This window comes from Deinococcus sp. Arct2-2 (genome assembly GCF_004801315.1).
In the GTDB taxonomy this organism is placed as follows: domain Bacteria; phylum Deinococcota; class Deinococci; order Deinococcales; family Deinococcaceae; genus Deinococcus.
Map to the genome: position 1 here is coordinate 1 of NZ_SSNW01000050.1, position 26,370 is coordinate 26,370.

24 protein-coding genes and 1 pseudogene are annotated in these 26,370 nt (G+C 62.0%); 16 read left to right on the forward strand and 9 right to left on the reverse strand.

Features of this window, described 5'->3' with window-relative positions:
* Nucleotides 1–275: 275 nt before the first annotated feature.
* Nucleotides 276–566, forward strand: a complete 291-nt coding sequence (locus E7T06_RS17410; RefSeq protein ID WP_168733615.1) for a YiaA/YiaB family inner membrane protein — start codon at nt 276–278, stop codon at nt 564–566.
* A gap of 72 nt (nt 567–638) precedes the next feature.
* Here the strand turns inward: E7T06_RS17410 and E7T06_RS17415 are convergent, their stop codons facing one another.
* Nucleotides 639–941: a hypothetical protein gene (locus E7T06_RS17415; RefSeq protein ID WP_136367035.1), complete on the reverse strand. Its 303-nt coding sequence runs from the start codon at nt 939–941 to the stop codon at nt 639–641.
* 212 nt (nt 942–1,153) lie between these two features.
* Between E7T06_RS17415 and E7T06_RS17420 the strand changes: the two genes are divergently transcribed.
* The 4 genes from E7T06_RS17420 to E7T06_RS17435 all read left to right on the forward strand — a co-directional run bounded on the left by E7T06_RS17420 (nt 1,154) and on the right by E7T06_RS17435 (nt 6,566).
* Nucleotides 1,154–2,344, forward strand: coding sequence for a hypothetical protein (locus E7T06_RS17420; protein ID WP_136367036.1), 1,191 nt, complete (start codon nt 1,154–1,156; stop codon nt 2,342–2,344).
* 15 nt (nt 2,345–2,359) lie between these two features.
* Entirely contained in the window at nt 2,360–3,517 is a 1,158-nt protein-coding gene (locus E7T06_RS17425) for a [LysW]-lysine hydrolase (protein WP_136367037.1), read from the forward strand.
* Nucleotides 3,518–3,742: 225 nt separating this feature from the next.
* On the forward strand, nt 3,743–4,318 hold the full coding sequence (locus E7T06_RS17430; RefSeq protein WP_240741145.1) for a transposase: 576 nt from the start codon (nt 3,743–3,745) through the stop codon (nt 4,316–4,318).
* 430 nt (nt 4,319–4,748) lie between these two features.
* The gene (locus E7T06_RS17435) at nt 4,749–6,566 is read left to right on the forward strand and encodes an SLC13 family permease (RefSeq protein WP_136367038.1); all 1,818 of its coding nucleotides are present in this window, start codon (nt 4,749–4,751) and stop codon (nt 6,564–6,566) included.
* Between the two features lie 96 nt (nt 6,567–6,662).
* On the opposite strand, the gene E7T06_RS21340 is transcribed toward E7T06_RS17435, so the two are convergent.
* Together E7T06_RS21340 and E7T06_RS17440 are read right to left on the reverse strand one after the other, a co-directional pair.
* Complete coding sequence (locus E7T06_RS21340) at nt 6,663–6,824, reverse strand: hypothetical protein (RefSeq protein ID WP_168733616.1); 162 nt, start codon at nt 6,822–6,824, stop codon at nt 6,663–6,665.
* A 336-nt stretch (nt 6,825–7,160) separates the two neighbouring features.
* Nucleotides 7,161–8,471 carry an MFS transporter gene (locus E7T06_RS17440; RefSeq protein WP_136367039.1) on the reverse strand — a complete coding sequence of 437 codons (1,311 nt, stop codon included), beginning with the start codon at nt 8,469–8,471 and terminating at the stop codon, nt 7,161–7,163.
* A 260-nt stretch (nt 8,472–8,731) separates the two neighbouring features.
* Between E7T06_RS17440 and E7T06_RS17445 the strand changes: the two genes are divergently transcribed.
* Nucleotides 8,732–9,739, forward strand: a complete 1,008-nt coding sequence (locus tag E7T06_RS17445) for a C40 family peptidase (RefSeq protein WP_240741146.1) — start codon at nt 8,732–8,734, stop codon at nt 9,737–9,739.
* 137 nt (nt 9,740–9,876) lie between these two features.
* Here E7T06_RS17445 and E7T06_RS17450 read toward each other — a convergent pair whose 3' ends face one another.
* Nucleotides 9,877–10,101, reverse strand: coding sequence for a transcriptional regulator (locus tag E7T06_RS17450; protein WP_136367040.1), 225 nt, complete (start codon nt 10,099–10,101; stop codon nt 9,877–9,879).
* Nucleotides 10,102–10,512: 411 nt separating this feature from the next.
* Between E7T06_RS17450 and murA the strand changes: the two genes are divergently transcribed.
* Both murA and E7T06_RS17460 read left to right on the forward strand, forming a co-directional pair.
* Nucleotides 10,513–11,796 carry a UDP-N-acetylglucosamine 1-carboxyvinyltransferase gene (gene murA / locus E7T06_RS17455; protein WP_136367041.1) on the forward strand — a complete coding sequence of 428 codons (1,284 nt, stop codon included), beginning with the start codon at nt 10,513–10,515 and terminating at the stop codon, nt 11,794–11,796.
* 75 nt (nt 11,797–11,871) lie between these two features.
* Nucleotides 11,872–12,465, forward strand: coding sequence for a Uma2 family endonuclease (locus E7T06_RS17460; RefSeq protein WP_240741147.1), 594 nt, complete (start codon nt 11,872–11,874; stop codon nt 12,463–12,465).
* A gap of 112 nt (nt 12,466–12,577) precedes the next feature.
* Here E7T06_RS17460 and E7T06_RS17465 read toward each other — a convergent pair whose 3' ends face one another.
* Nucleotides 12,578–14,407: an ABC transporter transmembrane domain-containing protein gene (locus E7T06_RS17465; protein WP_240741148.1), complete on the reverse strand. Its 1,830-nt coding sequence runs from the start codon at nt 14,405–14,407 to the stop codon at nt 12,578–12,580.
* A 377-nt stretch (nt 14,408–14,784) separates the two neighbouring features.
* Between E7T06_RS17465 and E7T06_RS17470 the strand changes: the two genes are divergently transcribed.
* The gene (locus E7T06_RS17470) at nt 14,785–15,267 is read left to right on the forward strand and encodes a winged helix-turn-helix domain-containing protein (RefSeq protein WP_136367042.1); all 483 of its coding nucleotides are present in this window, start codon (nt 14,785–14,787) and stop codon (nt 15,265–15,267) included.
* 11 nt (nt 15,268–15,278) lie between these two features.
* A pseudogene (locus E7T06_RS17475) lies at nt 15,279–15,968 on the forward strand (IS630 family transposase); the annotation flags it as partial.
* Here the strand turns inward: E7T06_RS17475 and ald are convergent.
* Nucleotides 15,901–17,007, reverse strand: a complete 1,107-nt coding sequence (gene ald, locus E7T06_RS17480; RefSeq protein WP_136367044.1) for an alanine dehydrogenase — start codon at nt 17,005–17,007, stop codon at nt 15,901–15,903. The pseudogene E7T06_RS17475 and the gene ald sit on opposite strands and share 68 nt — an antisense overlap.
* Nucleotides 17,008–17,182: 175 nt before the next feature.
* Between ald and E7T06_RS17485 the strand changes: the two genes are divergently transcribed.
* From E7T06_RS17485 to E7T06_RS17505, 5 genes are all read left to right on the forward strand, one after another.
* The gene (locus E7T06_RS17485; RefSeq protein ID WP_136367045.1) at nt 17,183–17,683 is read left to right on the forward strand and encodes an Lrp/AsnC family transcriptional regulator; all 501 of its coding nucleotides are present in this window, start codon (nt 17,183–17,185) and stop codon (nt 17,681–17,683) included.
* 237 nt (nt 17,684–17,920) lie between these two features.
* Nucleotides 17,921–18,652 carry a peptidylprolyl isomerase gene (locus tag E7T06_RS17490; RefSeq protein WP_136367046.1) on the forward strand — a complete coding sequence of 244 codons (732 nt, stop codon included), beginning with the start codon at nt 17,921–17,923 and terminating at the stop codon, nt 18,650–18,652.
* Between the two features lie 221 nt (nt 18,653–18,873).
* Nucleotides 18,874–19,560 (forward strand): phosphatidylserine decarboxylase, encoded by a 687-nt coding sequence (locus tag E7T06_RS17495; RefSeq protein WP_136367047.1) that lies wholly within the window; start codon nt 18,874–18,876, stop codon nt 19,558–19,560.
* Nucleotides 19,557–20,129, forward strand: a complete 573-nt coding sequence (locus tag E7T06_RS17500) for a hypothetical protein (protein WP_136367048.1) — start codon at nt 19,557–19,559, stop codon at nt 20,127–20,129. Before E7T06_RS17495 ends, E7T06_RS17500 begins: the two co-directional genes overlap by 4 nt.
* Nucleotides 20,126–21,097 (forward strand): hypothetical protein, encoded by a 972-nt coding sequence (locus E7T06_RS17505; RefSeq protein WP_136367049.1) that lies wholly within the window; start codon nt 20,126–20,128, stop codon nt 21,095–21,097. The genes E7T06_RS17500 and E7T06_RS17505 overlap by 4 nt, the downstream gene beginning before the upstream one ends.
* Before the next feature lie 142 nt (nt 21,098–21,239).
* Here E7T06_RS17505 and E7T06_RS17510 read toward each other — a convergent pair whose 3' ends face one another.
* Entirely contained in the window at nt 21,240–21,971 is a 732-nt protein-coding gene (locus E7T06_RS17510) for a DUF2071 domain-containing protein (protein ID WP_240741149.1), read from the reverse strand.
* 201 nt (nt 21,972–22,172) lie between these two features.
* Here E7T06_RS17510 and E7T06_RS17515 point away from each other — a divergent pair, with 201 nt between their 5' ends.
* Nucleotides 22,173–22,634 (forward strand): PA2169 family four-helix-bundle protein, encoded by a 462-nt coding sequence (locus tag E7T06_RS17515; protein WP_136367050.1) that lies wholly within the window; start codon nt 22,173–22,175, stop codon nt 22,632–22,634.
* A 234-nt stretch (nt 22,635–22,868) separates the two neighbouring features.
* Here the strand turns inward: E7T06_RS17515 and E7T06_RS17520 are convergent, their stop codons facing one another.
* Both E7T06_RS17520 and E7T06_RS17525 read right to left on the reverse strand, forming a co-directional pair.
* Complete coding sequence (locus E7T06_RS17520; protein WP_136367051.1) at nt 22,869–24,275, reverse strand: YdgA family protein; 1,407 nt, start codon at nt 24,273–24,275, stop codon at nt 22,869–22,871.
* Between the two features lie 243 nt (nt 24,276–24,518).
* On the reverse strand, nt 24,519–26,228 hold the full coding sequence (locus E7T06_RS17525) for a HAMP domain-containing protein (RefSeq protein ID WP_136367052.1): 1,710 nt from the start codon (nt 26,226–26,228) through the stop codon (nt 24,519–24,521).
* Nucleotides 26,229–26,370: the final 142 nt, after the last annotated feature.

Below are 26,370 nucleotides of genomic sequence, written 5' to 3' on the forward strand. Positions count from 1 at the left end.
AGACGCGCTCTGCTATGCCGCCTGACCCTCCTCAATGGCCAAAGTCGAGCTAAGGGGGGGCATTGCGCCCGCAACGGGGGGGCTTACACGCGGCTTTGCCCAATTCCCCCCAATTTTTACACCGCGTTCCAGAACTGAAGCGCGGTCAGTAAAACTATCTATGCTGAGTTCAAGATTCAACCCGGTGTAAATAAAACCGTTTGAATCGCCCCAGCGCCATTATTCAGCCGCGAAAGCCTGCCGCCACTGCTTTTCCCATTCAGGAGGTTTTGCCCATGACCCAGCCCAATCTGTACAGCACCCCTGACCTTCAGGGAGATTCGCCCGCATGGATGAGCTTTATTTGGATTGCGTTCGGCCTCAGCTTTTTCCTGATGATCGTGGGCGTGTATTACCTGCCTGTAGACTGGTGGATCAAGGGCTACTTGTACATGGGCACGATGTTTTTGACGGCCAGCACGCTGACACTGAGCAAAAGCCTGCGTGACCGCCACGAACACGAACGGCTGGTCAACCGGGTCAAGAGCGCCCGCACCGAACAAGTGCTGAGCAAATACGGGGAGTAAGGCCGCAGCAAAAAGCCGAGTGGGACAGGGCCGCAACGCCTCGTCCCACTCTCGCTGTCGAATCTTCAGCCGTTATTCTTCGCTGCTGTCGCGGTTCTCGCGGGTCGTGCCGTCGTTGGTGCTGTCGTGGTTGCCGTCCACATCGGTCAGCAAGTTGGTGTGCAACACCGCTGCAATGCCGCCCGCCGTGCCGCCGACGATGGCCGGAACTCCGGTGGCGTTGCCGTTGGCGATGGCCGGAACAAACGTTTCGTCGTTGTCGTGCCGCTGCTCGCCTTCTACAGACGAATTGACCACATTGCCTGCATCTTGCTCGACTTCTTCCACGCTTTTGCCGAGGGGTTCGTTGCCGTAGCGGTTAGAGTTGTCGGTCATGGATTCAGTGTGCGCGTAGAGGTTGCGGGGCAGCGTGAGTGCAGCTTACGGCCCCCTTCATGCGTGAAGACCTCATCAGGCTAGAGGGCGCGAAGTGTGAAGTAAGTCGGTATGCTGCGTAGCATAGTGAATGTTACTTTGCAGGCCACCCCCCACAGTTACACCAATGCCGCCAACACCAATGCCGCACTTGTTCCCACAGGAGCAGACGCATGACTGACCGCGCCCAATCGGCCCTGAAAGCCACCGGAATGGATGAGGCTTCCATTGCCTCACTGGAGAAAGAAGACGCTCTTTTTGCGCTGACCGCACAAACCCTGCTGTTTCAGGATGGTGGCGGCACCCGGCGCGTGACCCTGCGCGACCTGACCCGAATTCACAGCGATCAAGAAGGCACCTTGCGTGTAGAAACGCCTGCTGGGACGGCGCTCACCGCCAGCTTGTTGGGCTTCGACGCCGCCCGAGTTCAGGCCTTTTTTGCCCAAGTGCGCGACACTACCGCCCGTGCCAAGCAGCAAGCCGCCGCCCCCCTGTCTTCGGGAGAGGAAAAGCCTGTTGCCAGCGTTTCAGCGGCTCCAAGTGTGATAGCAGCCTCTACTCCCGCCCCTGTCAGCCCGCCGCCCGCGACGCCAGTGGCCCCCACAATTTCGGCCCCGGTTGCGCCAGAACCCCAAAAACCAGAGGTGCAGAAGCCAGAAGCCCGGAAAGCCCCGCCCACCATCGTCATTGGCGACCCTGATGATGGGGAAGAGGACGCTGAAGCCGTTGCCCCGGTGACGCGCACCGTCATCAGCCCTGCTCCCAGCACTCCTGCGCCGAGTCTGACCAAGCCTGCAGCGGCCCCTGCTCCGGCTCCGAGCACACCCCAACCGCCCACCCCTCAGCCTCCGAGCACACCCCAACCGCCCACCCCTCAGCCTGTCGTCATTTCTTCCAGCGGGTTTTCGCCGTCCAGTGCGCGTCCTACTGTGCCGTATGGTTCTGGAACCTCTAGCTCAGTTACTCCGGCTCCGGCAGCTCAGCCCGCGCCCACTCCTGCACCCAAAATGGCCGCGCCGTCTGCGTCTGTCGTGGCGGCTCCCACGCCCTCTGCGCCCACGCTTCAGCCCACCGCCATCAGAACCTTGCCCACCCGCAGCGCCTCCGTCAGTGGACTCTACGCTCAGGCCGACGCCGTAGAAGCGTTGGTCAGCCGCCTGCGGATTTTGGGCGTGGTGCTGGGTGTGTCGGCCATCGCGCTAGCGTTCTTCCTGTTCAGAGCTGATCAACAACTCAGTGGCATCTGGACACTCATCGCGGGCGGCGTGGGCGGCATTTCGCTCCTCACGTTGGCAGAGCTGGCCCGCCTGCTGGTGGGCATTGCGCGGGCGACGGGGAACGGGGGCAATTCAGCCGACGAGTGAGGTAATCTCACGCCGATGACCTCCGACGCCACCCCACCCAACTCAGTCCCGCCCAGTTCGGCCCTCACGCCCGCCCAGCAACAGGCCCAGCAAGACACCCGCACTCTGCTGATCGAAACCGTGCGGATTCCCTCGCTGTCGGGTGAAGAAGGCGCGGCGGCAAAGTTCGTGACCGATTGGATGACGGCGCACGGGTTCGCGGCACATATAGACGAGGCAGGCAACGCGGTAGGCGAGCGGGGCAGCGGGCCGTATATGGTGGCGTTGCTGGGCCACATCGACACCGTTCCGGGCAACATTCCGGTGCATGTAGACGAATCCGGCGTGCTGCACGGGCGCGGCAGCGTGGATGCCAAAGGCCCGTTCTGCACGTTCGTGGCCGCTGTGGCTGCCTTGCCCCCGGAAGCGTTGGCGCAGGCCCGGTTCGTGTGCATCGGAGCCACCGAGGAAGAAGCCCCCAGCAGCAAGGGCGCACGCCACGCCATGCATACCCTTTCGCCCGACGCCGTGCTGATCGGGGAACCCAGCGGTTGGGCGGGCCTGACGCTGGGGTATAAAGGCCGCCTCGTTGCCAAGCTGCGCGTGACCAAAGACAACTTTCATACCGCCGGGGAAGGCAGCAGCGCCGCCGATGACCTCACCGAAGCTTGGTTCAGAATCCGGGCTTGGGCAGCGAGTGTGGGCGCAGACAGCCCCGGCATTTTTGACCGGGTACAGGCCACCTTGCAGGACTTGGGCGCGTCGGGCGACGGGCTGACGCAAACCGCGTGGGCCAGCGTGGGCCTGCGCCTGCCGCTGGGTCTGGCCCCCTATGCCGCGCAGGAAACCGTATACGACGCCGCTTCCAGCCTGACCACCGATATTACGTTTACCGGACATGAAAGCGCCGTGCGCCACCCCAAAGACAACGCCCTCACCCGCGCTCTCCGCACCGCCATTCGCGCTCAGGGGGGTACGCCCACCTTCAAGGTAAAAACGGGAACCAGCGATATGAACGTGGTATCCGAACTCTGGCCTGTGCCTACGCTGGCCTATGGCCCCGGCGACAGCAGCCTTGACCATACCCCCGAAGAACGGCTGGACTTGGCCGAGTATGACCGCGCTGTGCTGATCCTGACCGACGCGCTGACCCGCTTGGCGCAAACGGCGGCGACGGCTTCAGCACCTTCTTAATGATGCCTGTGCGACTCGCTAACGATTGATGCTCGCTGAATGGGGCAAAAATTTAGAGTTGTCGAGTCTGGGTAAGTGTTCCGGTCTACTCTGCTTTCAAACCTTACTAACCTCGGGTGCTAGGGGGTAGGCAGTGGGACATACGAAAGCGGAAGCTCGGGTATGCCTACCAACGAACTTCCGCTGGCTCAGAATAGCGTCGAAGATCTATTCACACTCGTTTACGTGTACGTCGATGATTATGTGCAAGCCGCTGCGTGCAGCGGCTTGTTTGTTTTGCCACAGGAACCCAATCAGAAAGGCAGTTACAGCGAAGTCATGCCCATTGCGTTGGTCGGGGAACTACTCGGTGAAGTCTCCGCGCAGAAGGGGTTAGGGCAGGTACGTTCGACGTACCGGGCCTTGTTTCCCTGCTTGCCAGACCGCACCCGGTATCTTCGGATTCAGCTCAATCTCGAAACCATTTATGCCGACCTCGCCCTGAGATTGCCTCATTTTGACGACGAAACCGTGTATGTGATTGACAGCAAACCGCTGGTGTGCTGTAAGGGGACGCGCTATGCGCGCCCCCGAGCCATGACCGAGGCAGGGAGTGGACGAGGCGGACATGGTGGGTACAGCGTCAAAGGACGCTTTTACGGCTTCAAGCTGCACGCCGTGATTAACGATCATGGAATGATTGTCCGCTTTGCTCTGGCCGCTGGAAATGAAAGTGATTCACCTCTCGCGCGCACGTTATTGGCTGAGGGTGAGGGCGCATTGGTACTGGGTGATCGGGGGTACCAAGGCTGTGGGGTCTAGGCACAACCCAAGAGCAACATGAAACAACCGCGCCCCTGGTGGGGCGCGATGGGGTGGATCAGAAAGACGATAGAAACAGTCTTTTCTCGTTTATATCGATCTTTTCATTTAATGCTTCCACAGCTCAATTCCTTCCGATCTATTCGCGCCCATGTCTGCCGAAAAATTGCCGCTCACAATTTGGCCCTGTTCTTTGGCGGTCTCTGACCCCCTAGCACTCGAGGTTACTAATCCGCAGCCAGCCCGCTTAAGGGTCAAGAAGAATGTTGAGCCCCACCTTTGAGGGGCGGCGTTCGGTCAGCAATGCGCGGCTAATCTGCCGAGTGGCCGGAATGGGTTGCCTCCCGAGATGAGTCGCCCCGTCCTTAAACCTCTTCTATAGACTCTCCTCACCCAGCGTCCATGACGGCGGGTCAGTCTGCCTGCACGCATGGAACCCGTCACGCTCATCCTGATTCTGTTCGTGGCGGCGCTGGTGCTGTTTGCCACCGAATGGCTGCCCATCGACGTCACTGCCCTCTGTCTTCTCTCGGCCCTGTTGGTGCTGAATCTGATTTCTCCCAAAGTCGCCTTCGCCAGTTTCGGCAGTGATACCGTGCTGACCTTGGCTTCTCTGTTCGTGCTGACGCGGGTACTGCTGCGGGCGGGGGTCATCGAATGGATCGGTATGACGTTGGCGCGGCGGGCAGGCAATCCTACGGCGCTGCTGCGAGGGCTGTTGGGCACGGTGGCGGGCGTGAGTGCGTTTACCAGCAACACCGCCACCACCGCTGTATTTTTGCCTGTGGTGGCGGGCGCGTCCCGGCGGGCAGGCATTCCGGCCAGCCGTGCGCTGATGCCGCTGGCCTTTGCCAGCATTTTGGGCGGCACGATTACCGTCATCGGCACCAGTACGAATCTGGTGGTGTCGGGGGCGTTGCCCGCCAGCGGCCTGAAACCACTGGGCTTCTTCGAGCTGGCATGGGTGGGCGTCCCCTGCGCTGTCATCGGCCTCGCTTACCTGTTTTTCGTGGCCCCGCGCCTGCTGCCTGCCCGTGAAACCGAACTGGCCGAGGGCGTGCGGGCCTACCTTGCCGATCTGACGGTGGCTCCCGCCAGTCCCCTGATTGGCCTGACTCTGCGCGAAAGTGGTCTAGGACGCGATTACGGCCTGACCGTGGTGGCTGTGCGCCGCGCCGGAACCACGGACAGCAGCTATGGCCCCGGCCCGGATTTTGTTCTTCAGGAAGGAGACAGCCTGACGGTAGAAGGCCACACCGAACGCATCTTGGCGGGCAAGACGGCGCTGGGCGTGGTCAGCCGCAGTGAGCAGAAGTTGCTGGCCCCGTCTGCCGCAGAAGTGGGGGCGGCGGCCCGTCCGGGCGATGTACGGTTGGTAGAGGCGGTAGTCATGCCCGGTTCCAACCTGCTGGGGCGCACCCTGCGCGAAAGCCAGTTTCGGGAACGCTACGGGGCGTCGGTATTGGCGCTGCACCGCCGCTCGCGTACCCTAGATCGCCCCCGGATGGGCAGCAAACCCGCACCCAGCATGGTGGAACGTTTGGGCCGAACCCGTCTGCAAATCGGGGATGTGCTGCTCGTGCAGGGCAGCGCGGCCCGCATAGACGCGCTGGGCGAGCATCTGGTGGTACTGGGCGACCTGACCGAACAGGTGCGCGACTTGCGCCGTGCGCCGCTGGCCTTGCTGTTGTTCGTGGGCGCGGTACTGGCGGGCGGCCTCGGCTTGGTGCCGCTGGCGGTGGCCGCAGTGGTGGCGGTGGCTCTCAGCGTGGCCCTGCGCCTGATTACGCCGGAAGAGGCTTACCGCAGCATCGAATGGCCGATTTTGGTGCTGGTGGCCTGTATGTTGGCGTTCGGTACGGCCTTCGAGTCCAGTGGCGCGGCCAAAGTGCTGACCACAGCGCTATCGGGTGTGCTGGAACCGCTGGGGCCGTATGGCCTGCTGGCCGCCCTGTTTGCGGTCACGGTGGCCCTCACCCAACCCATGAGCAATCAGGCCGCTGCGTTGGTGATGCTGCCGCTTGCGATTGGCACGGCCAACGCGCTGGGCTACGATCCGCGTCCCTTTGCTATCGGGATTACGGTGGCGGCCAGCAACTCGTTCATTACGCCGCTGGAGCCGTCGTGCATGTTGGTGTACGGCCCCGGACGCTACACGTTTCTCGATTTCGTGCGGGTGGGTGCGGGCCTCACGGTGGTTACGTTCGTCGTCGCCATGCTCATCATTCCGAGGGTCTGGCCCTTCTGAAGCTGATTCAGAGTTGAGCTGAAGCAAGGCGGGCAGCCAGAACGTTCTGGTTTGCCCGCCTGCTTCTTCTGCCCAATGTTCTCTCAGATGAACCCCTCAGATGAACAAAGGTTCGTCCGGGTCATCGGGCAGGGGGCGGCCTTTGCGGGCCAACAGTGCCGCTGTAGTACCGATGCCGACAAGTGCGCCGACAGCCAGCACCACCAGCGTCCACGTCAAGACGAGATGTGAGCGATCCGGGGAGCGGTCTGAACCCATAACCGCAGCATAACAGCCCCCGCCCTGTGAAACCGCAATCCTGCAACTTTAAGCACTATTGAGGAAGCTTGGGGTGGGTGGGGGAGGTGGGGAATGGGGTGGGGGCGTGGCTGAACTGCCCCTCTGCTGCGCAGCTCTGCGAGCCACCCGGCTGCGATGCAGCGCCCCTCTCCCACAGGGGGCGAGGGCTAAAGGCAAGGGTCAGAAGCGTGGGCTTTAGCATCCTCCCTCTTTATGGGGGAGGGCTGGGGAGGGGGTAAATGAGCGCCAGCGATTGCCCTTCGCCCTTCCTTAGACCCTCAGACCCTCGACCCTTAGACCGCCCCACCCAAACCCTCAATCCGCACTCCCCAGCCCTACTGCCTCAGCCTGCGCCTTGGGCTTATCCAGCTTGCGCGGCAGCCTGCGCCACAGCGCCGCCACCGCCAAAGCTCCCAGCGCGGCCAGTGCAACCAAGCCCCAACGCGATCCAAGCAAACCATTTTTAGAAATCAGGCTGCTGGCGATCAAGGCTCCGGGCGGCCCCATGCCCACCAGCACGAAGGAATACAGGCTCATCACGCGGCCACGCAGATGATCGGGCAGGGTCAGTTGCACGGTAGAATTGGCGCTGACCAACAGGGTGAGCATCCCGAAGCCGCACACCGCCAAAATGGGCGTGGCGACAACCGGGCCGGGAGCAAAGGCCAAAGCCACCGTACTGATCAGCAAAATGACGCTGCCTACCCGTAGATTTGTCAGCGGATTAGGCTTGCTGGCCTGCCAGAGTGCGCCCGCCATCGCGCCCACACCAAACGCCGCGCTCAGCACACCGAAAGCGGCCTCCCGTGCATCGAAGACCACACGGGCGTAATAGGGAATGATCACGTTGAAATTGATGACGGTCAGGCTGAGTGCGCCCACCAGCAACATCACGTTCCGCACGGCGGGTGTGCCGCGCACGTAGCGCAGACCTTCGCGCACATCCTCGGACATACTGCCGTGCTGCCCACCGTCGCGGGCCGGAAACGGCAGCGTGGCAATGACGAACAGCACCACGAAAAACGACGCCACATTCAGGTAAAAGGGAAGGGCCAACCGAGAAAGATTGTCGGGATTGCCGCCCGCCAGCAGGGTCACGCCCAGCGCCGCCACCACGCCGAACAAGGCTTGCCCGATGGTGCGGCTCACGTTAAAAGACAGACTATTCAGCGCCACCGCGTTGGGCACGTCGCTTCTAGGCACAAAGTCCACCACCATGCTCTGGCGGGCGGGCATATCGAAGGCATTGGCCGTGCCGCTGATAAAGGCCAACAGCATGACGAGCGGTAGGGTCACGACGCCCAAATGAGTCGTGACCGCCAGCGCCGTTGCCGTGATTAATAGGGTGATTTGCGTGGCCAGCAGCACGCGGCGGCGCGGCACCCGGTCTATCACTGCGCCTGCAAACAGCGAGAGCAGCAGGCTGGGCATAAACTGCGCCACCGTCACCCACCCCAATGCCGCGCTGCTGCCGCCCGATAGCTCCAGTACCAAGTATTGCTGCGCGGTGGCCTGCATCCACGACCCCACCAGCGAGAGAAGTTGGGAAAACCAGTAACGGCGGTAATTGGGGTGACGCAGGGCGCTGAACGTTCGGCTGCGCCACGCGGTGGCACGCGCAAGCATTCCCGCAGGATAGGCCCGTCAGGCGGCGGTTGTGGCTAGAGCTGCGGCCTGAACTGTCCTTCAGTCAGTCATGCAGGACAGCGGCCAAGCGTCTTCATCGTTGGGATGGGGGGCTTGGCAGGCCAAAGGTGCGCGTGTTACGGTGCGTCTATTCCAATCCTGAGCGTCACCTGAAGAGAGCTTGATCTTCGGTGGCCCCCGTCTCAAACGCCTCCTGTGAGACCTGTCTAGTGCGCTACGTTCTCTCAATTCGCCGTTCTGTGTTGGCCCGTTTGGTCACGGTTGGCTTGCTGCTCGGTGCGGGCCTGTCTGGTGTGGCAAGCGCCACTGGCGGTTCGGTGGCTTCGCCGGATGTTGCCTCCTTTGTGGTCACGGTGCAGCCCGGCGACACGGCTTACGCTTTGGCACGGCGGGCAGGCATCAGCCTAGAAGCTCTGCTGGCCCTGAACAGCCTGACCCCCAACGCAGCGGGCGGCGTTGATTTGCGAGCGGGCCAGACGTTGAGGATTCGGGACTTGCCGCCCTATGTGGTGCAACCCGGCGACACGCTGTATGGGCTGGCCCGCCGTTACGGAATGACGGTAGACGCGCTTCTGGCGGTGAATAGTCTGCCTCCCACCACTGTGCTGAGCGTCGGCCAAAGCTTGCGCCTGTCTGGGCCTACAGTGGCTGTAGCGTCGGCTCCCGCTTCCTCGGCTCCGGTCATTCAGACTCCAGCAGTTCCGGCCCCGGCGGTACAAGTTCCAGTGGTTCAGACTCGGGTGGCTCCCATTCTGCCGCCCGTTCTGACCACACAAAGTCTGCCTGTCCCTAACCAAGCGTCAACCCCGAATGTAGCCCCACTCGCCCTTCCAGCTCCTCTTTCCAGTGCGCTGCCCAACGATTGGCGCGGCGCGGCGATGGCTTTACTGGGCACTCCTTACGTTTTTGGTGGAACCAGCAGGGTCGGAACCGATTGCAGCGGCTTCGTGCTTCAGGTGTTCGTGCCTTTGGGGGTGCAGTTGCCGCGCCGTAGCGCCGATCAGGCTCAAGCGGGGTTGCCCGTAGACGCCGCCGCTTTGCTCCCCGGCGATCTGGTGTTCTTCGACACGGAAGGGCGCGGCACGGTCACACACGTCGGTATCTATTTGGGCGAAGACACCTTTGTGAATGCCAACAGTTACCGGGGCCAAGTAGCGGTAGACAAACTGATGGCGGATCGCTACTGGTCTGCCCGTTACTTGGGTGCAAGGCGCGTGTTGCCGGAAACTCTGGCCTATAGCCACTAATAGATTTGATATGAGCTATAGAACATAAGCCACAGCATTCGGCTTTGTGAACGTTCTGAGGTTGTAAACCGCTGCTCGCTATATCCACCAAAAAGCCGCCCATATTCACAGGCGGCTTGGTGGATCAAATCTAAAACTCAGGAGTCGTCAGAGGGAGCGGTCTGATCCAAAATGGCGCGGTACTCTTCCATATTCTCGCCTTCACCGAGTTCTTTGGCGATTTTTTCTATGGCGAGGCGCACCACTTCGCTTTTGCTGATCAGCCGTTCGGGGCTGGACAGTTCATACGCCGTGCGCGTCAGCAGCGCGTCTTGCTCGTCGCTGATGACCACTTGCAGGCGTTTTCGGTCTTTCTTGGGCATGACGCTCCTGCTCGGCCCTCGCGCCCGGTTGGGAAAGCGTGGGGAGAAAATAAGAGGGGAAGGTGGGAAAGAATCCGGAAAACAACGGTGGAGCGCATGAAGCTTGGGCCTGTGGGCAGCGTAGCACGCATGAACAGTGACCTCAACATGAGGCTCACCCGGCTCACTCTGCGCCCCTGAGTAGCATAAGTGAGGTGAGTCTGACTGTACACCCAATAGGCGGCAGCCCCATGAGCTAGACGCGCAGTGAGTATCGTGTGTAAGATGCACCTGTTAAGAGGGAATTTGCCAGCGTTATTGGCTGTGTTGCTTCCACCTTGTTGCTTACACTCTGTTACTTACATTTTCTGCCACGCTGTACGGGCACACCAACTTCATCCCCCCGCGCCTCCGCGCTGTAAAAGGAACCCCATGCAACTGACCCCACTGCACATTCAGGGAGGCCGCGAACTTAGCGGCGAGATCGCCGTTCAGTCCAGCAAAAACGCGGCCTTGCCGATCATCGTCGCTAGCCTCCTCAGCAGTGAACGGGTGACTTTGCACGGTATTCCGCGCCTCAGCGACGTGGATACGATTCTGGATTTGGCCCACCACATCGGCACGCGCCACGCTTGGGTCGGCCCCAACAGCCTCAGCCTGTATACCCCCGAAATCCTGAACACGCACGCGCCCTACGCGCTGGTCAGCAAAATGCGGGCTAGTTTTATCATCATGGGTGCAATTCTGGCCCGTGTGGGCAAAGCCACCGTGAGCATGCCGGGCGGCTGTGCGTGGGGGCCGCGCCCCGTCGATCAGCATGTCAAGGCGTTCCGGGCACTGGGGGCGCACATCACCGAAGACGGCGGCGACTTTGCAGCCGAGCGCACGGGCAGCCTGAACGGCACGTTCGCCTTCGAGCTTCTGACGGTGGGCGGCACCCATAACGCGGTGCTGGCGGCTGCCCTCGGAGACGGTGTGGTGGTGCTGGAAAACGCCTCCATCGACACCGACGTGCTCGACATGATCGAGTTTCTGAACAGCCTCGGCGCACGCATTGAGGGCGCAGGAACCAACACACTCACTATTCACGGCGTGCCCGCCCTGCGCGGCGGCGAATACACCGTCATTCCTGACCGAATCGAAGCGGCCACCTTCATGATCGCCGCTGCCGCTACCCGCAGCCGCATTACCCTGACCAACGTGCGCCCCGATCACCTGCGGGCCGTGACTGCCAAGCTGACCGAAATGGGCGTCGACATCTCGGAATCGGGCAAAACCTTGGTGGTAGATGCCACCCACCGTGACCTGAAACCCGTGAACGTGACCACCCAGAGCTACCCCGGATTCCCCACCGATGTGCAGCCGCAGATGAGTACGCTGCTGGCGACCATTTCTGGCACGAGCGTGGTACAAGACCCGGTGTATCCGGATCGCCTGACACATGTGGCCGAACTGCACCGCATGGGCGCAGATATTACGGTCAGTGGCTATACGCAGGTCATTCAGGGAGCCAAGCTACACGCCGCACCCGTGAAGGCCGCCGACTTGCGGGCCGGTGCCGCTCTGTTTATTGCCGCCCTGACCTGTGAGGGCGAAACAATTATTGACGGCGTGCAGTATCTGAACCGGGGCTACGAACGCTTGGCCGAGCGTCTGCGTGGTCTGGGAGCCGACGCCCGCCAGCCGGAGCCAGCCTTAGCCAGCGCCATGGACTGAAGAAAGTAGACGAGATGCGCCTGCTCCAGATCATTGGAGCGGGCGCATTCTCTTCTTAAGCTGCACGCTAAGCCTATGAGCCATCCTGCCCCGGTCTTCTGGGAAATGACCGAAGAGGAGTACCTGCGAACAGAGCCGCTGAGTCCGTTCAAGCGGGAGTTCGTGGCGGGCTACGTGTATCCCCTGCACGGCGACGGGCTGTATGCACAGGCCGGAGCCAGTAGCGCACACGGCGAAATCGTTCTCAATATCGCGGCTACCCTGTTGGGCGCGGCCCGCCGTCAAGGGTGCCGAGTGTACGCCGCCGACATGCGGGTCGATACCTCTAGCCCCACCGGAAAACGGGTGTACTTTTTCCCTGATGTCGTCGTGACCTGCGAGCCGATGACCCCTGAAAGCGCCGTCAGTCAAGCGCATTGTCTGCTGATAGAAGTCCTTAGTGCGAGTAGAGGCCACACAGACCGCACCGACAAAGTGTGGGCCTACACCAGTTTGCCGAGCTTGCAGACCTACTTGATCGTCAGTCCTGTCACCCGCCACATTCGGGTGATTGAGCGCACTACTGAGGGTTGGCAGGAAACCGAGCGGCGCGGTCAAGAGGCCGTTGGTTTGCCCTGTTTGGGAATCACCCTGACGCTGGATGAAGTGTATGCGGGAGTGTTGGACTGATCGGCGGGCACTGATTGGCAGACCAAGCCGCATGGGATGGAAGCATGACAAAGCGCCTGCTCCGGTGATTTGGAGCGGGCGCTTTTGCTGTATTGAACGGAGTTTTTACCCTCTACACCAACTCGGCCCGCGCTTCCTGCTCCTTGCGGAATTGCAGTTCGTACAGGTCACGGTATACGCCGCCCGAGGCCATCAGCGCTTCGTGCGTGCCGTCCTGCACGATGGTGCCCGCGTCCAGCACCACGATCCGGTCTGCATTGCGAATGGTGCTGAGGCGGTGCGCGATCACGAAGGTCGTGCGGCCCACCATCAGCGTCTCTAGAGCCTGCTGCACCAACGACTCCGATTCGTTGTCCAGCGCACTGGTCGCCTCGTCCAAAATTAGGATGCGCGGGTCTTTGAGAATGGCGCGGGCAATCGCCACCCGCTGCCGCTGGCCGCCCGACAATTTGACGCCGCGCTCGCCTACAACGGTGTCGTAGCCCTTTTCGAAGGCGCTGATGAATTGGTGGGCATTGGCAGCGCGGGCGGCGGCCTCTATTTCCTGCGGGGTAGCGCCGGGGCGGCCATACAAGATGTTTTCGGACACGGTGCCGGAAAACAGCAGCGTCTCCTGCGGCACGAGGCCCACCTGCGCCCGCAAGTCTTCCAGCGTGTAGTCGCGCACGTCATGTCCGTCCACACTCAGGTTGCCTTCCGATACATCCCAGAAGCGGGGAATCAGGTTCACGAGGGTCGTTTTGCCTGCCCCGCTTGGCCCCACGAGCGCCACCACTTGTCCGGCGGGAACATCCAAGTTGATGCCCTTCAAAATCGGTGCGCCCTCGTACTTGAAGTTGACATTCTGGAACGCGACGCGGCCTTCTGCGCGGGCCAGCGGCAACGGTTTAGACGGCTGAGGCAAGTCACTCTTTTCGTCCATCAGTTCGAAGATTCGGCCCGACGCGCCCAACGCTTCTTGAAACTGGTTGAAAATCCCGGTCAGCGCCGCCACCGTGCCGCCCACTTGCAGCGCGTAAATCAGGAAGCTGACAAGTTTGCCGGGGGTCAGGTCGCCTGCCATGACTTGCCGCCCGCCGTACCACAGCACTACGGCCAGTGCCCCAAATGTCAAAAAGCTCATGACGCCTGCCATCAGGGCTTGCAATTGAGCACGCTTGAGGGCCGCCACGAAACTTGCCATCACACCGCGCCCATAGCGGTTGCGTTCCACGTTTTCGGCGGTAAAGCTCTGCACTACCCTGACGCCGCTGATGGCTTCTTCGGCGCTGGCGTTGGCATCGGCAATGGCGTCCTGCACAGTGCGGCTAATTTTGCGAATGCGCCGCCCGATGGTAATAGCGGTGCCGATCACGAGTGGAATGACCGCCAAGGTGAGGAGGCTCAGGCGCGGGCTGGTGGTAATCAGTAGGATCACGGCCCCGATCAGACTCACGCTTTGGGCGGCCAACTGCGCCAGTGCGGTGCTGGTCACTGTTTGCACCGTGCCCACGTCGGCAGTGAGGCGGCTGGTCAGGTCTCCGGTTTTATGGTCACCAAAAAAGCGCGGCGACAACGTAATCAAGTGCGAAAAGAGCGCCCGCCGTAAGTCGGCCACCACGCTGGCTCCCACCCGCGACAGCAGGTAAGACTGGGTGGCTCCAAACAGGGCCGACAGCGCGAAAATCCCCAAGAGGCTCAACACAGTACGGTCAAGCGGCCCGGTATCGGTACTGCCCACTTTCAGGAACGAGGCATCTATTAAACGTCCGAAGAGGCTGGGGAAGACCAAGTTCAGGCCGCTGGAAATGAGCGTCGCCACCACACCAAAAGCGAATAACTTCCAGTAGGGGCGGGCGTAGGCCAACAGGCGCAGGAGTTGTTTGGGATCGCGTTTGGGGCGCGGCGCGTTGGGGTCTGCATCGGCAGGCAACGTCATAGAACGGCTCGGACGGGACAACATAGGGCTTAGGGTACGCCTCTGAACGCCGGAAGATGGCCCGCCCGCCCTCAATCTGAGGAAGAAGCCGGGATTGTATCGGCTCTGGGCTGTGAGCACAACCCAAAGAAAGCGGCGGGGCCAGTGTTGCGCCCGCCGCCTAAATAGTTTGTGTCATACGGACTCCGCTTAATTCCGCCACAACCGGGACGGCACTGTTTGCAGCTCCATAATGCGTAGCCCGTAGTTTTTCCTACTCGCTCCGCTTGGATTGAATCCTGCTGTTTTCAGGATTCAATCGGAATCCGTATCAGATCAGTTGTCCTCGGTGACAGCGTTCAACAGATTTCATACGGGCTCCGAATAAAAAGCTTTAGAATGAGGGCATCAAACAGACACTCTTGACGGCCCCCCTGGCGCATGATGCCGAAGACTTCTGGCAGATCTACACCGCGAGTACCTGTGCCGTGGAACGGCGCAGGGCGCAATTCTTCGCGCTGCTCGCCGAAGGGCGGCGACCGAGCGAGGTCTTGCACGTGACCCGGTACAGTCAGTTCACCGCCTATGAACTCATGGCGCGGTATCGCGAGTTGGGTCTGGCGGGGCTGCGCGATGGGCGCCAGGGCAATCGGGGCGCACCACGCGTGTTGACCGCGGAGGAGCAACAAGCGCTGGCGACTCAATTGCAGGCGGATGTTGAACAGGGCATCGTGTGGTCGGGCAAAGACGTGCAGACGTGGGTGCACGAACAGTTTGGCAAGACGGTGTACTTGGGCCGCACTTATGAATTCATGCGGGCGGCGGGGTTCTCCCCGCAACAACCCCGACCCCGTCACGTGAAAGGCGATGAGGCGGCCAAGGCCGACTTCAACACAAAGGGCTAACGGAGACGCTCCGCACGGCGGAGCGTCTCCATGCTCGGGTGTCCCTCTGGTGTCTGGCCGAACACCGACTGGGGCTCAAACCGATTCGCCGACGGGTCTGGGCGCCCACAGGTCAACCGTTTACCTGTCCGGTCAAGCCTGCCTATGAATGGCTCTATTTGTACGCATTTGTCAATCCAGAAACCGGCGAGAGCCGGTTCTGGCTGGTGCCCGTCCTGAACAAACAGGCTTACAGCGCCGTCATGACGGCGTTTGCCCATAGTGTCGGCGCGGGCGCCGACCATCACGTGCTCGTGGTTCAGGACGGCGCCGGTTTCCATGTCCCTGCCGAGCAGGGACAGCCCCCAGGGATCCAGACCGTCACGCTGCCCCCCTACGCCCCAGAGTTGCAGCCCGCCGAACGGCTCTGGGCGCTCACCGACGCCACCGTGGCCAATCGAGCCTTCGACACGCTGGACGACTTCTCTGACGTGCTGGCCGAACGCTGCGCCTGGCTCGAAACACAGCCGGACCTCCTCACCCAGCACACCCTCTTCCACGGGTGGCCTCTATCAACCAACGAATCGGAGTCCGTATCAGTCGTCCCTCAAAGCGTGGATTTTAAGCCCACCACGCCTTACCCACTCGCTGTTGTTAAGCCAAGACCGCCTGAGTTTCTACATACTCCATACCCAGTGCGTCGGCCACACCCTGATAGGTGAGCTGGCCCGCGTGCGTGTTCAGGCCGAGGCTCAACGCCTTGTTGCGGCTCAGTGCGCCAATGCCGTGATCGGCCAGCAGCAGCGCGTAAGGCAACGTCTGGTTGGTCAGGGCGAAGGTGCTGGTGCGCGGCACGGCTCCGGGCATGTTGGCTACGCCGTAGTGAATCACGCCGTCTACGAGGTAGGTGGGGTCATCGTGCGTGGTGGCGTGAATGGTTTCCACGCAGCCGCCCTGATCTACAGCTACATCTACAATTACGCTGCCTTCCTGCATGAGGGGCAACATGTCGCGGGTCACGAGGTGGGGAGCTTTTGCGCCGGGAATCAGCACCGCGCCCACCAGCAGATCGGTTTCAGGCAGCAAGGCGCGGATATTGGCTTCGCTGCTCATCATGGTGGTCAGCTTGCCGAAAAACACGTCATCCAAATAGGTCAGGCGGCGGTGAGACACGTCCAGCACGGTCACTTTTGCGCCGAGACCCATCGCCATTTTTGCCGCATTGGTGCCGACTACGCCGCCGCCCACGATCACCACATGTCCGGCCTGCACTCCGGGTACGCCGCCCAGCAACACGCCGCGCCCGCCCACGGGTTTTTGCAAGTGGTACGCGCCCGCCTGCACGCTCAAGCGGCCCGCGACTTCGCTCATGGGCATCAGCAGGGGCAGGCTGCCGTCTTCGACTTGTACGGTTTCGTAGGCAATGGCGGTGGTTCCGGCCTTCAGCAACGCTTCGGTGAGGGCGCGGTCGGCGGCGAGGTGCAGGTAAGTAAACAGCAACAGATCGTCGCGCAAGTAGCCGTATTCGCGCACTATCGGCTCCTTCACCTTGACCACCATTTGGGCGGCCCACGCTTCGTCTGCCGTACCCATCACTGCGCCCGCCGCCACGTATTCGGCGTCGGCAATGCCGCTGCCCACGCCTGCGCCGTGTTCCACCGTTACGGTATGGCCGCGCCGCACCAGCGTTCCCACGCCTCCGGGGGTGAGGGCAACGCGGTTTTCTTTCACCTTGATTTCTTTGGGTAGTCCGATCTTCATGGCGGTTCTCCTTATGGGCCTGCTGACACTGAACCGCGATGACATTCACGCGGCGAAACTTCATTGAGATGGCGTAATGCTAGCAGGAAGGCCCGCCGCCGCGATTGCCCGCACACCCGCCAACAGGGGCATTGCCGCAATATCGTTGCGCGAAACTGCTAAACTTGGCCTCAAGATGTCACAATCCCAGCCTGCTTCCGCACGTTCCGGTGTCGTGGAACTCGACGCCATTGACCGGCATATCCTCGCCATCTTGCAGCGCGACGCCCGCATTCCCAATACCGAGCTGGCCGATGAAGTGGGCCTGACGCCCGCGCCTACCCTGCGCCGAGTGCGGCGACTGGAAGAAGAGGGCATCATTCACCGTTATGTGGCCCTGCTTGACCCCAAACAGGTGGGCCGAGACCTGATGGTGGTGGTGCGCGTGACGCTGGACAAACAGACCAAACAGGGCTTTGAAACCTTTGCCGAACATATGCGGAACCGCCCCGAAGTGTTGGAATGCTATCTGTGCTTGGGCGACACCGACTATCTGCTGAAGGTCTGTCTGCCCGATCTGGACGCCTATCAGAAGTTCTTGGTTGACGTGCTGGCCGCCATTCCCGGCGTCCGGAACACGGCCAGCACCATCGTGGTCAAGCAGGAGAAATACACAACGAGCCTGTCGTTAGAGTAGCTGTAAAAGCTTATGTCCTCCCCTTGAGGGGGGCGTTGCGTGAGCAACGGGGGGGTTGCATTCGGCGTCGGCGTGTAAACCCCCCCCCCAGTCTGCTTCGCAGCCAGCCCCCCTCAAGGGGAGCGTAAGAGCTGTCAAGTCCCCACCTCTAAGGGGGGCGTTGCGCCAGCAACGGGGGGGTCACCTTCCAACTCGGAATTTTGCCCCTCTCATCTTCCCCCTCTCTATACTCCAGCTATGCTTCTTCGTAAACGTTTCCTCGGCCTGTCTGCGCTCGGTTTGTTGCTGATGGCCTGTGCGCCCCAAGCCAGCAAGGTTCCCACCAAAGGCCCGGCTTCAGTGCCAGCAAAAGCGCCCGCTGCATCGGCTACTGCTGCCGCGCCAGTCGTGTATGCGCCGTTGCCTTACCTCAGCCCCACACCTGTTCGCACCTTTGAAAAAGCAACTCAAGTCATCGTACCCGGCAAGCAGTACCGCGCCGTCCTTAAGACCAGCAAAGGCGACATTACCATCGACCTGAATGCCGCAGGCAGCCCAGTGGCTGTCAACAACTTCGTGTTCTTGGCCCTAAACCGCTTTTATGATGGAACCCGCTTTCACCGCGTTATAGACGGCTTCATGGCGCAGGGCGGCGATCCTCTCAGCGCTGATCCGGCCAAAAAAGCGGCGTGGGGAACGGGCGGCCCCGGCTACGAATTTTCCTATGAAGTGAAGAACAAATTGCGCTTCAACTCGTCAGGCGTGTTGGGTATGGCCCGCTCCGCCAGCCCAGATTCGCAGGGCAGCCAGTTCTTCATCACCCTTACCGACGCCGACTTTCTGAGCGGCCAGTACACCGTCTTTGGCAAAGTCAGCGCCGGACAAGACGCCCTGAACAAGCTGACGCGTACGGCCAGCGGCAACGATGTCCCCTTGCCCGGAGTAGTGGCCGACACCCTCCAGAGCGTCACGATTCTCGCGTCCAAGTAAGCCAGTTCGGAACCAGAAAGGTAGTCCGAAATCACAGCGGCGTGAATTCCAGTTTGCGCCGTTTTTGTCGCCTCTCCAAAACCCAGTCCAGCTAAATGGTGTAACCGCTTTGCTTAGACCTTTCGACCCTAGACCCTTAGACATTTGGACATCGCAGAACGACAACGGCAAGCGAGCGATCCCGTCCCATCCTCCCGCCCACTTGCCGCTACACTCCCCCTATGACTTTGTTGCGCCGCCTTCTGCCCGTTGCCGCTGCTGGAGCCGCCCTGTACTACGTGCGTGGCGTGTACCGTTTCCGCGATCCGGTGCGCCTGCCGCCCGCCGATGCCGACACAGTTTTGGCCCCCGCCGACGGCGTGGTGTGCTTTGTCAAGCGCGTGACGGGCGGGCAAATTTACGCCGACTCCACCCCTCATCCCATTGCGGTCAGCGACTTGGCGGGCTTGCCGAACGCACCCCAAAGTGGCTGGCTGATGGGCCTGTACATGGGGCCGCTAGACGTGCATTTCACCTATCATCCGGTCAGCGGCCCGGTCACGCGCACGCACCACACGGCCAGCCGCCAAAATACGCCGTTGCTGTCGGCAGGCGCGGCGGTGGCCCTCTTGACCGGACGCTCCGCCGACTTGCTCGCCACACGCGGCACGCTGGAAAATGAGCGCCACGCCCTGACCACGCATACCATTCACGGCGAAGTCACGACAACTCTGGTGGCCCCCGGCAGCGGCCTGAGCGCCACCACCTACACCCACGAGGCCGACACGGTGCGGGCGGGCAACAAAAGCGCGTTTCTGGATGAAGGCGGTTTGGTGTTCCTGCTGATACCTGCCGCCTTTACCCCCCAAGTCAGCGTGGGCGAGCGCGTGCTGGGCGCAGAAACGGTGGTGGCGCGGGCCGAAGCATGATTGTTCCACTGGTGAATGCGGCCGAGTCAACACTGGCGCGGGCCTTCCTGTGGTTCCCTCCGCTACTGTTTGTAGTGCTGGCATTCGTGCCCGATCCACCCGACGCGCCTACCGCGCCACATTGGGAATTGCTGCTTTCGGCAGTGTTGTTTGCCGCCGTATTCCGGCTTGCGCCGCGCCGCCTCCGTTACCGCCTGACCCCAGATGGGCTGGAAATTAGGCGGCTGCTTGGAACAACACTGCTGCCTTACGTGGGAATGCAGGCCAAAACAACAGTGGGGCGCTTGGGGGTTCGCATGTTTGGAACGGGCCTGCCCGGATACCTGACGGGTGCATTTTCGTTTGGGTCAGAGAGCCTGCCTACGGTCACGGCGTTGGCGTCGGTGGGATCAGGGGGAATCCTGATTGGTGTCCCGGTGGAGAGGCAATCCGAAGGCCGTTCTCCTCTCGTGCTGCCGATCAATCCAGCCACTTCAGGCCAACCGTTGCGGTGGTATTTCCTGACTCCCGCCGATCCTCAACAGTTTCTGGGCGAACTGGCGCGGCGTGGTGCGGTGGTGGCCCCATGACCCTCACCTTGCTGCCCGATGTAGGCGACCTGCTGCGCCTCAGCCCCCAGTACAACGCGGGCACGGTGGTAGAACTCCTACGTTTCTTGGGCGCGTCCGAAGTCTGGTGGGCCACCGGCTTAGACCCCGATCACCCCCTGCGCGACGCTTTGCCCGCTGCCCGCATCGGCATTCGGGACGTATCTCCTGATTGGGCCTTTGCCGACGCCGAATACCATCAACTCACCAATTTCTTGAACCAATACCCGCAAGGCCGCGAACGATTGCGGGCGGCGGGGCAGGCCGAACGCGCCCTGAGTGCCGCTCTAGCCGAACCTCTTTCCGCGGTGCGGGTCACCAGCCCAGAGCTTTTGGACGCTGCCCGCGCCTACCATGCTGCCACCCGCACCGCGCTGGACGAAGGCCCCGGCACGCGCTGGCAAGAGCGGCGGCTGTCGGAGTTGGCGGCAGCGTTGCAAGGTCAATCGGGCGTCGTGCTGGTGGCGCTGGACGACTTACCGGGGCTGCAAACCTTGATACCCGAATCTATTTTGCCCGATCTGACCAATTTTGCCCCCGGCGAACTGAGCCGCGTGCGAGCGCTGGTAGACCGGGCGTGGCAACTGAACGAGGGTGACGATTTGGGGGCGCTGCTGGCTGCCCTAGACCGCGAATCCGGCGACTTGGTGACGCCGAAAGCCGAACTCGACGCCGCCGCCGCCAGCATTCACCTTGCGGTGGGCGACTTGGCGGCGGCCCGCGCCCTGCTGGAACGCGCCGCACACGGTCTGACTGACTTGCCCCGTAGCTTGCCCGGTCTGACGCTGGCCCGCTTGGGTCAAGTCCGCGACGCGCAGGGAGACCGTGATTTGGCTGTGCGAACCTACCGCGCTGTGTTGGCGCTGAATCACGCCCCCGCCATTGCCCGCGAAACGGCGGAAGCGGGCTTAAAAGTGCCGTTCAGTCTAGAGATTCCAGCCACAGATTGAGTACAGCGTTCTGTAAGTTCTTACCCCTCGCCCCTTGCGGGACTCGCAGAGCTACGCAGGAGAGAGGGCGTTGTAGAGCAACGGGAGAGGAGGCCACCGAGCCAACCTAAGCTTGAAAACTTACGAAAGGCTGTATTGAGACTCACCGTACCCGTTCCACCCACCACGCCCGCACATCCAGCCGTTCGGCGTGCAGCAGGTGGGGCTGGCCTTCCAGCTTCACATCCAAGCGGTCTGCCAATGTGTTCTCGGCAATCTCGGCCTCGGCGCGGCGTAGGGGCCAAGGCGTGTGGGCGATGTGGCCCCGGTAGACCCGGCCCGTTTTATCGGCGCTGTAGAGGGCGAGGCGGTTGGTCAGCCAGTCTTCCAGCGTACCGGGCGCGGCTTGAAACTCTGGCCCCAGCGGGCGGTAAGCAGCGGCAAAGCGTCCTGCGGGGGCGTCGGCCTGCGTGCGGGCGCTGGCGTAGCGCGTGACGCCGTCTTCACGGTGCATCCACATCTGAGCCAAGTTGTAGGGCAGATAAAAAAAGCTGCGGGCGAGTACCACTGGCAACGGTTCGGGAATATCCAGACTGTAAAACCACACGCCCGGTACGCCGTCTACCATCACATACGTCCTCAAATTCAGTTCCGGAAAGGCACTCAGGCGAGGCACATCGGGCGCGAGGCGGGGGGCGACGCCGCTCATGCGGAAGGGCACGACGCCTAAATACGCCTGCCCGCCGCGTGTGTCTACCTCTACGCCTGCCGGAAGGGTGCGGACGATGGCCCCGGCGTCTACGGGCCAGTGCATAAAACACAGGTCATGCCACTGCATCCGCAGTACCCAAGGGCCGCGTGTGGGGGGCAGGGGAGAAGGTGCGGGGGAAATCATACCCGCAGTCAAGCACAGGAGGGGCCGCAGAGAAAGTCTCAGGGGACGCCCAATGTTGCCTCAACACCTTCTTAATCCTGCCTGTGGGTTTTCGCGCCAATCCACGCTGGTCTGACGCTTACTCTCAGGCTATGGCCTGCGGGCCGGGCGCACCTCTGCGCCGCGTTCCCTGCATTCGCCCTCACTTTAGGAGGCACCACCATGACCATGAACAACGAAACCGTGCTGGACAAACTGCAATACCTGCTAGGCACCCTGCGCGACGGAGAAAAAGGCTTTGCCGACGCCGCCGAACACGCCACCGACGCCAGCCTGAAGACCCTGTTTTTGGAGCGCAGCACTCAACGCGCCCAACTCGCCAGCGAAGTGGAGGCCCACATTACGCGCCTCGGCGATAAGCCCCGCGAGGGCGGCAGCGTAGGGGCGGCCCTGCACCGCACTTGGCTGAACGTGCGCGACGCCGTGACCGGACGCGGTGACTACCAAGTGGTAGCCGAGTGCGAGCGCGGAGAAGACGTGGCCGTGGAAAACTATCAGGACGTGCTGAAAGAAGCCGACTTGCCCGCCGACATCCGTTCCTTCGTGGAAACGCAGTTTGCTCAGGTGAAAGCCAGCCATGACCAAATCCGCGACATGAAGCACAGCATGGACGCCAATAAGTAAAGTTCACATCAGTGTGTGGGGCAGGGAGCCAGTGACGGCCCTCTGCCCCTATTTTTTGATCTATACGTCAATTCTTGGTCGATGAACGACGGCGGGTAAACCCCCAGTCTGCTTTGCAGCCAGCCCCCCTCAGAGGGGAGCGCAATAGCAACAGCTCGTGTCCTCCCCTCTAAGGGGGGGCGTTGCGAAGCAACGGGGGGGTTCACCTTCCACACTCAGCAAGCTTCACCAGTCCTAGAAATCACCCAACGATTGCCCGTTCAGCGTCGATTTCCCGTCTTTGAATCGCAGATCGGCGGTCAGGGTATTGCCCCTGCGCGTCACCAGTCCGGCGTCTACGAGTTGCTGAATGGCCTGTGGGTCGCTGAAGGGACTGTCGGAGCCGAAGGTTTCCACCAAGCCTTTGAGGGCCGATGCACTGGCCTGCACTTTGGCCTGTGCGTCCACGCGGCTTAGGGCCAGCATCGGCATCTGCTCCAGCGCGGCCAATTCGTCGCTGCTCAGTTGCCCCAGTCCCATCAGGTTCACTTGTCCGGTCAGCACTACCGGGCCGCTGTCTGTGCCTACGCTCAGGCGGTCAATGACAAGGCGCGGGTCTTCTTTCATCAGCGCCAATAGGTCGGTTTGAATCTGCTTTTCCTGTGCGGCGGTCAGGTCGGGGGTGGGCGTAGTTTTGCCACTCTGCGCGGCTTGCAGGTCATTAAACAGCTTGCCGAGGCGTTGCAGCGGCGCAACCGCCAAGTGCCGCGCCGCCAGATGCATCTGCACGTCCTTAAAGGTCTGCCCCGCGCCCTCAATTTGCCCGATGTCGTAGGTCAGCGTGCCGTCGTAGTGCGCCGCGCCGTTCAGGCGACCTTCGCTGCCCAGCTTCATCTGACGCACCGTGACCGGGGCCGCGCCGCCCGAAATGGTCAGGCTGTCTACCACTGCACTGGTTTTGCCCACGCCCAACAGATCGTCTTTAGATCGGCGGGTGGTGTCGCTGGTCACGCTGACTTTGCCTACGGTGGCCGCCGTTTCGCCCGCAACCGTCAGTCCGGGCCAGTTCAGATTCACCCGCGAGGTCAGCCCGCTCACATTGGCCTGCGCCGTCAGCGGTTGCCAATTCACCGTGTCGCCCTCTTCGGTCAGGGTTCCGGCGGGAATAGCTATGTCAGTCGTAGAGGCTCCACCCAAGCCCACCACCGTCCGAATCGTGGGCTGTTTGCCGCCCAGCGCCTTGGTCATGCGGGCCTGTAGGGCGGCGTCTTCAAAGCGCACATCGGTATCGATCAGGGCTTGCCCCACCGACTTGAACCCCGGCAGTGGCCCATGCTGAATACGGTTGGTAACCAGCAGGCGCACGGGTTTCTCTCCGTCTTTGCCGTCGCCCAGCACCAGCGTCATGGTCTGGGTAGAGTTGGTAAAGCCCCGTTGATACTTCGAGTTTTCGACGTGGGCTACCTTGCTGGCGTCCAGCGCCGTGACCATCCCCTGAACCGCCTGCTCGGTGGTGTCTTGGGTGCGTGCGCCCGTGTAGGCGGTGGCTCCGGCCAGTGCGCCCAGCAGGGCTAGGCCCGCCACTGTCCAGCCCAGTGCCCGGTTGGGGCGGCGTTTAGGTCGGTTGGCGGGCGCAGCAGGTGGCGGAGTTTCAGAAGTCATAGCCCCTAAGGTAAGGGCTGTGTTGCTGGCTGGCGGTCAGAAGTCTGCGTTTCGTGACCTTTAGGGAGTGTTCATTTTTGGTTTAGGTTGGGGTAAGGGCAATGGGGACGGGCGTCCAAGGGGCGAGAGTCTAAGCAGGGGGAGCCATCCAGCAACCGAACTGACCTCACTAGCTCCCAAAAAAGCGGGCGGCCCAGAGACTTTCCACTGTTGCCGCCCACCGTTCTGAAGAGTTTGAAAAACTTACCCGCGTTTGCGGCGGCGCAGACGATCCATCGCCGCTTCTAGGCTCAGGCGCATGCGCTCCAGTGCCTGTGCCAAGTCACCGATTTCGTCGTTGCGGTCGGCTTGCACGGGGCGGGTCAAGTCGCCCATGCTGATGGCGTCGGCCACAGCGACGAGGCGCTCGATAGGCTGTACCACGCGGCGGGCGGCGCGGACGGCGAGGGCTGCGGCCAACGCCAACGCCAGCAGCGATACGCCCAGCACCAATAGCAGCGTGTTGCGGAGGTTGATGGCGGCCTGTGCGTTGGGCACCCCTACCGCGATTCGGTAGAGCAGGCTGTCGTTTTTCTCGGTGGCCGAGGTGGTGGTGCGCTGTCCGTTCTGGCCTTCGATCACTCCCAGACGGCTGACCACGTAAGGCGTGCGGTCACTGCGCTGGTTGGCGGGATCTTCGGCTTGGCGGCGGAGTTCCTGCGCCTGCGAGGAATCGCCCGCGCCCACGTCTTCGAGCTGCTGCAACTGGGTGCGGTAGCTGTCGGCGGCGCTGCCCGAAGTCTGGAACGTGCCCGTGATGGGGTTGTCTACCAACCACTTCGCTACGCTGCTTTGCAGGGTTCCGTCTAGGCGCGGGTCGCGGCCACGGAAGTAAGTGGTTCCGTCGGGCAACTCCACGCGCACGAATCCTACCGCCGAGCGTGCCAAGAGTGCGTCTAGCTGCGCGTTTACGGTTTCTTGGTCTCGGGTGTCGAGGCTGGTTCCCACGGCCACGGCCACGGCTTGTGCGTTCTGGGCCACCAGTTGGCGTTGCAGTCCGGGCAAGGTCAGGCTCAGCAGGGTCAGCGTAACTGCCGTAGACAGCGCCAACGGTGCCAGCGCCCCGAAGGTCAGTTGTTGGGCCAGACTGCGCCGCGCACCCAAGTTGCTGCGGCTTTCTTCGTTCACGGCGGTCAGGAACATGGCCGAAGGGGTTTCGGCAGCGGCAGCTTCTTCGCGGGGCTTGGCGTCGGTGATGGTCAGTGCGCCGGTAAAGTCAGACCACACGTCGGCAGAGGCATTGGCAGCGGCGGCATTGGCAGAGGCGTTGGCCTGCGCCGCAGGGTCGGGCAGTGTGGTGTCGGGCAGGCCGTCCAGCAAGGCCGTGACGGGAGCGCCGCTCGTTTGGGGTGCAAAAGGATCAGGAAAAACAGTGGTGTCGGGAAACGCCGCGCCAGCAGGAAACAGGCTGTCGAGGTCGCTGCTGTCACGTCCACCCAAGTTCGGGGCCAGAGGCTCGGGCGCAGCGAGGTCGGCCCAGTTGTCGTCTTCGGCCAATCCAGCACGGCCACCGGCGCTGGGCTGGCGGCCTCCATCGCTGCGGCCACTGCTGGCGATCAACTCGGCCAGCGTTTCGCCTTGGCGGCTAGAAGCCATCGGGGCGTCGTCGCTTTGGCCGTTGCCCCAGCCTGCCAGTGCGGGCGTCGGGGTGGGCACAGCCTGAAAGGGATCGCTGAACATGCCCGTCTCTTCGCGCACCTCTTCCATCGCTACCTGTGCACCCACGTCCTGAAATACCCGCATCAGCAGGTCGGCGCGGGCGCGTCCGGTGGGTTTCATCAGGCGGCCAGAGCGGCGAGCCGAGAGGCGCTGGGCCTGATCACCCGATAGGCCGAAGCGTTCCATGAGCTGTTTTTCCAGAGTGGGGCGAACCTCATCTGATACGGGCTGGCGAATGATGACGGTGTACTTCATGGGATGACCTTCCGGTGGGGGCTGCCCAAGCCTAAACCGCTGGACAGAAGAGGGGCGCGGCCAATTGAGGAATCAGGGAAACAGTGGTGCGACACGCGGTGTGATGGGGTTGCTGCAAGTCGTGGCCCGTCTCTGGAACGGC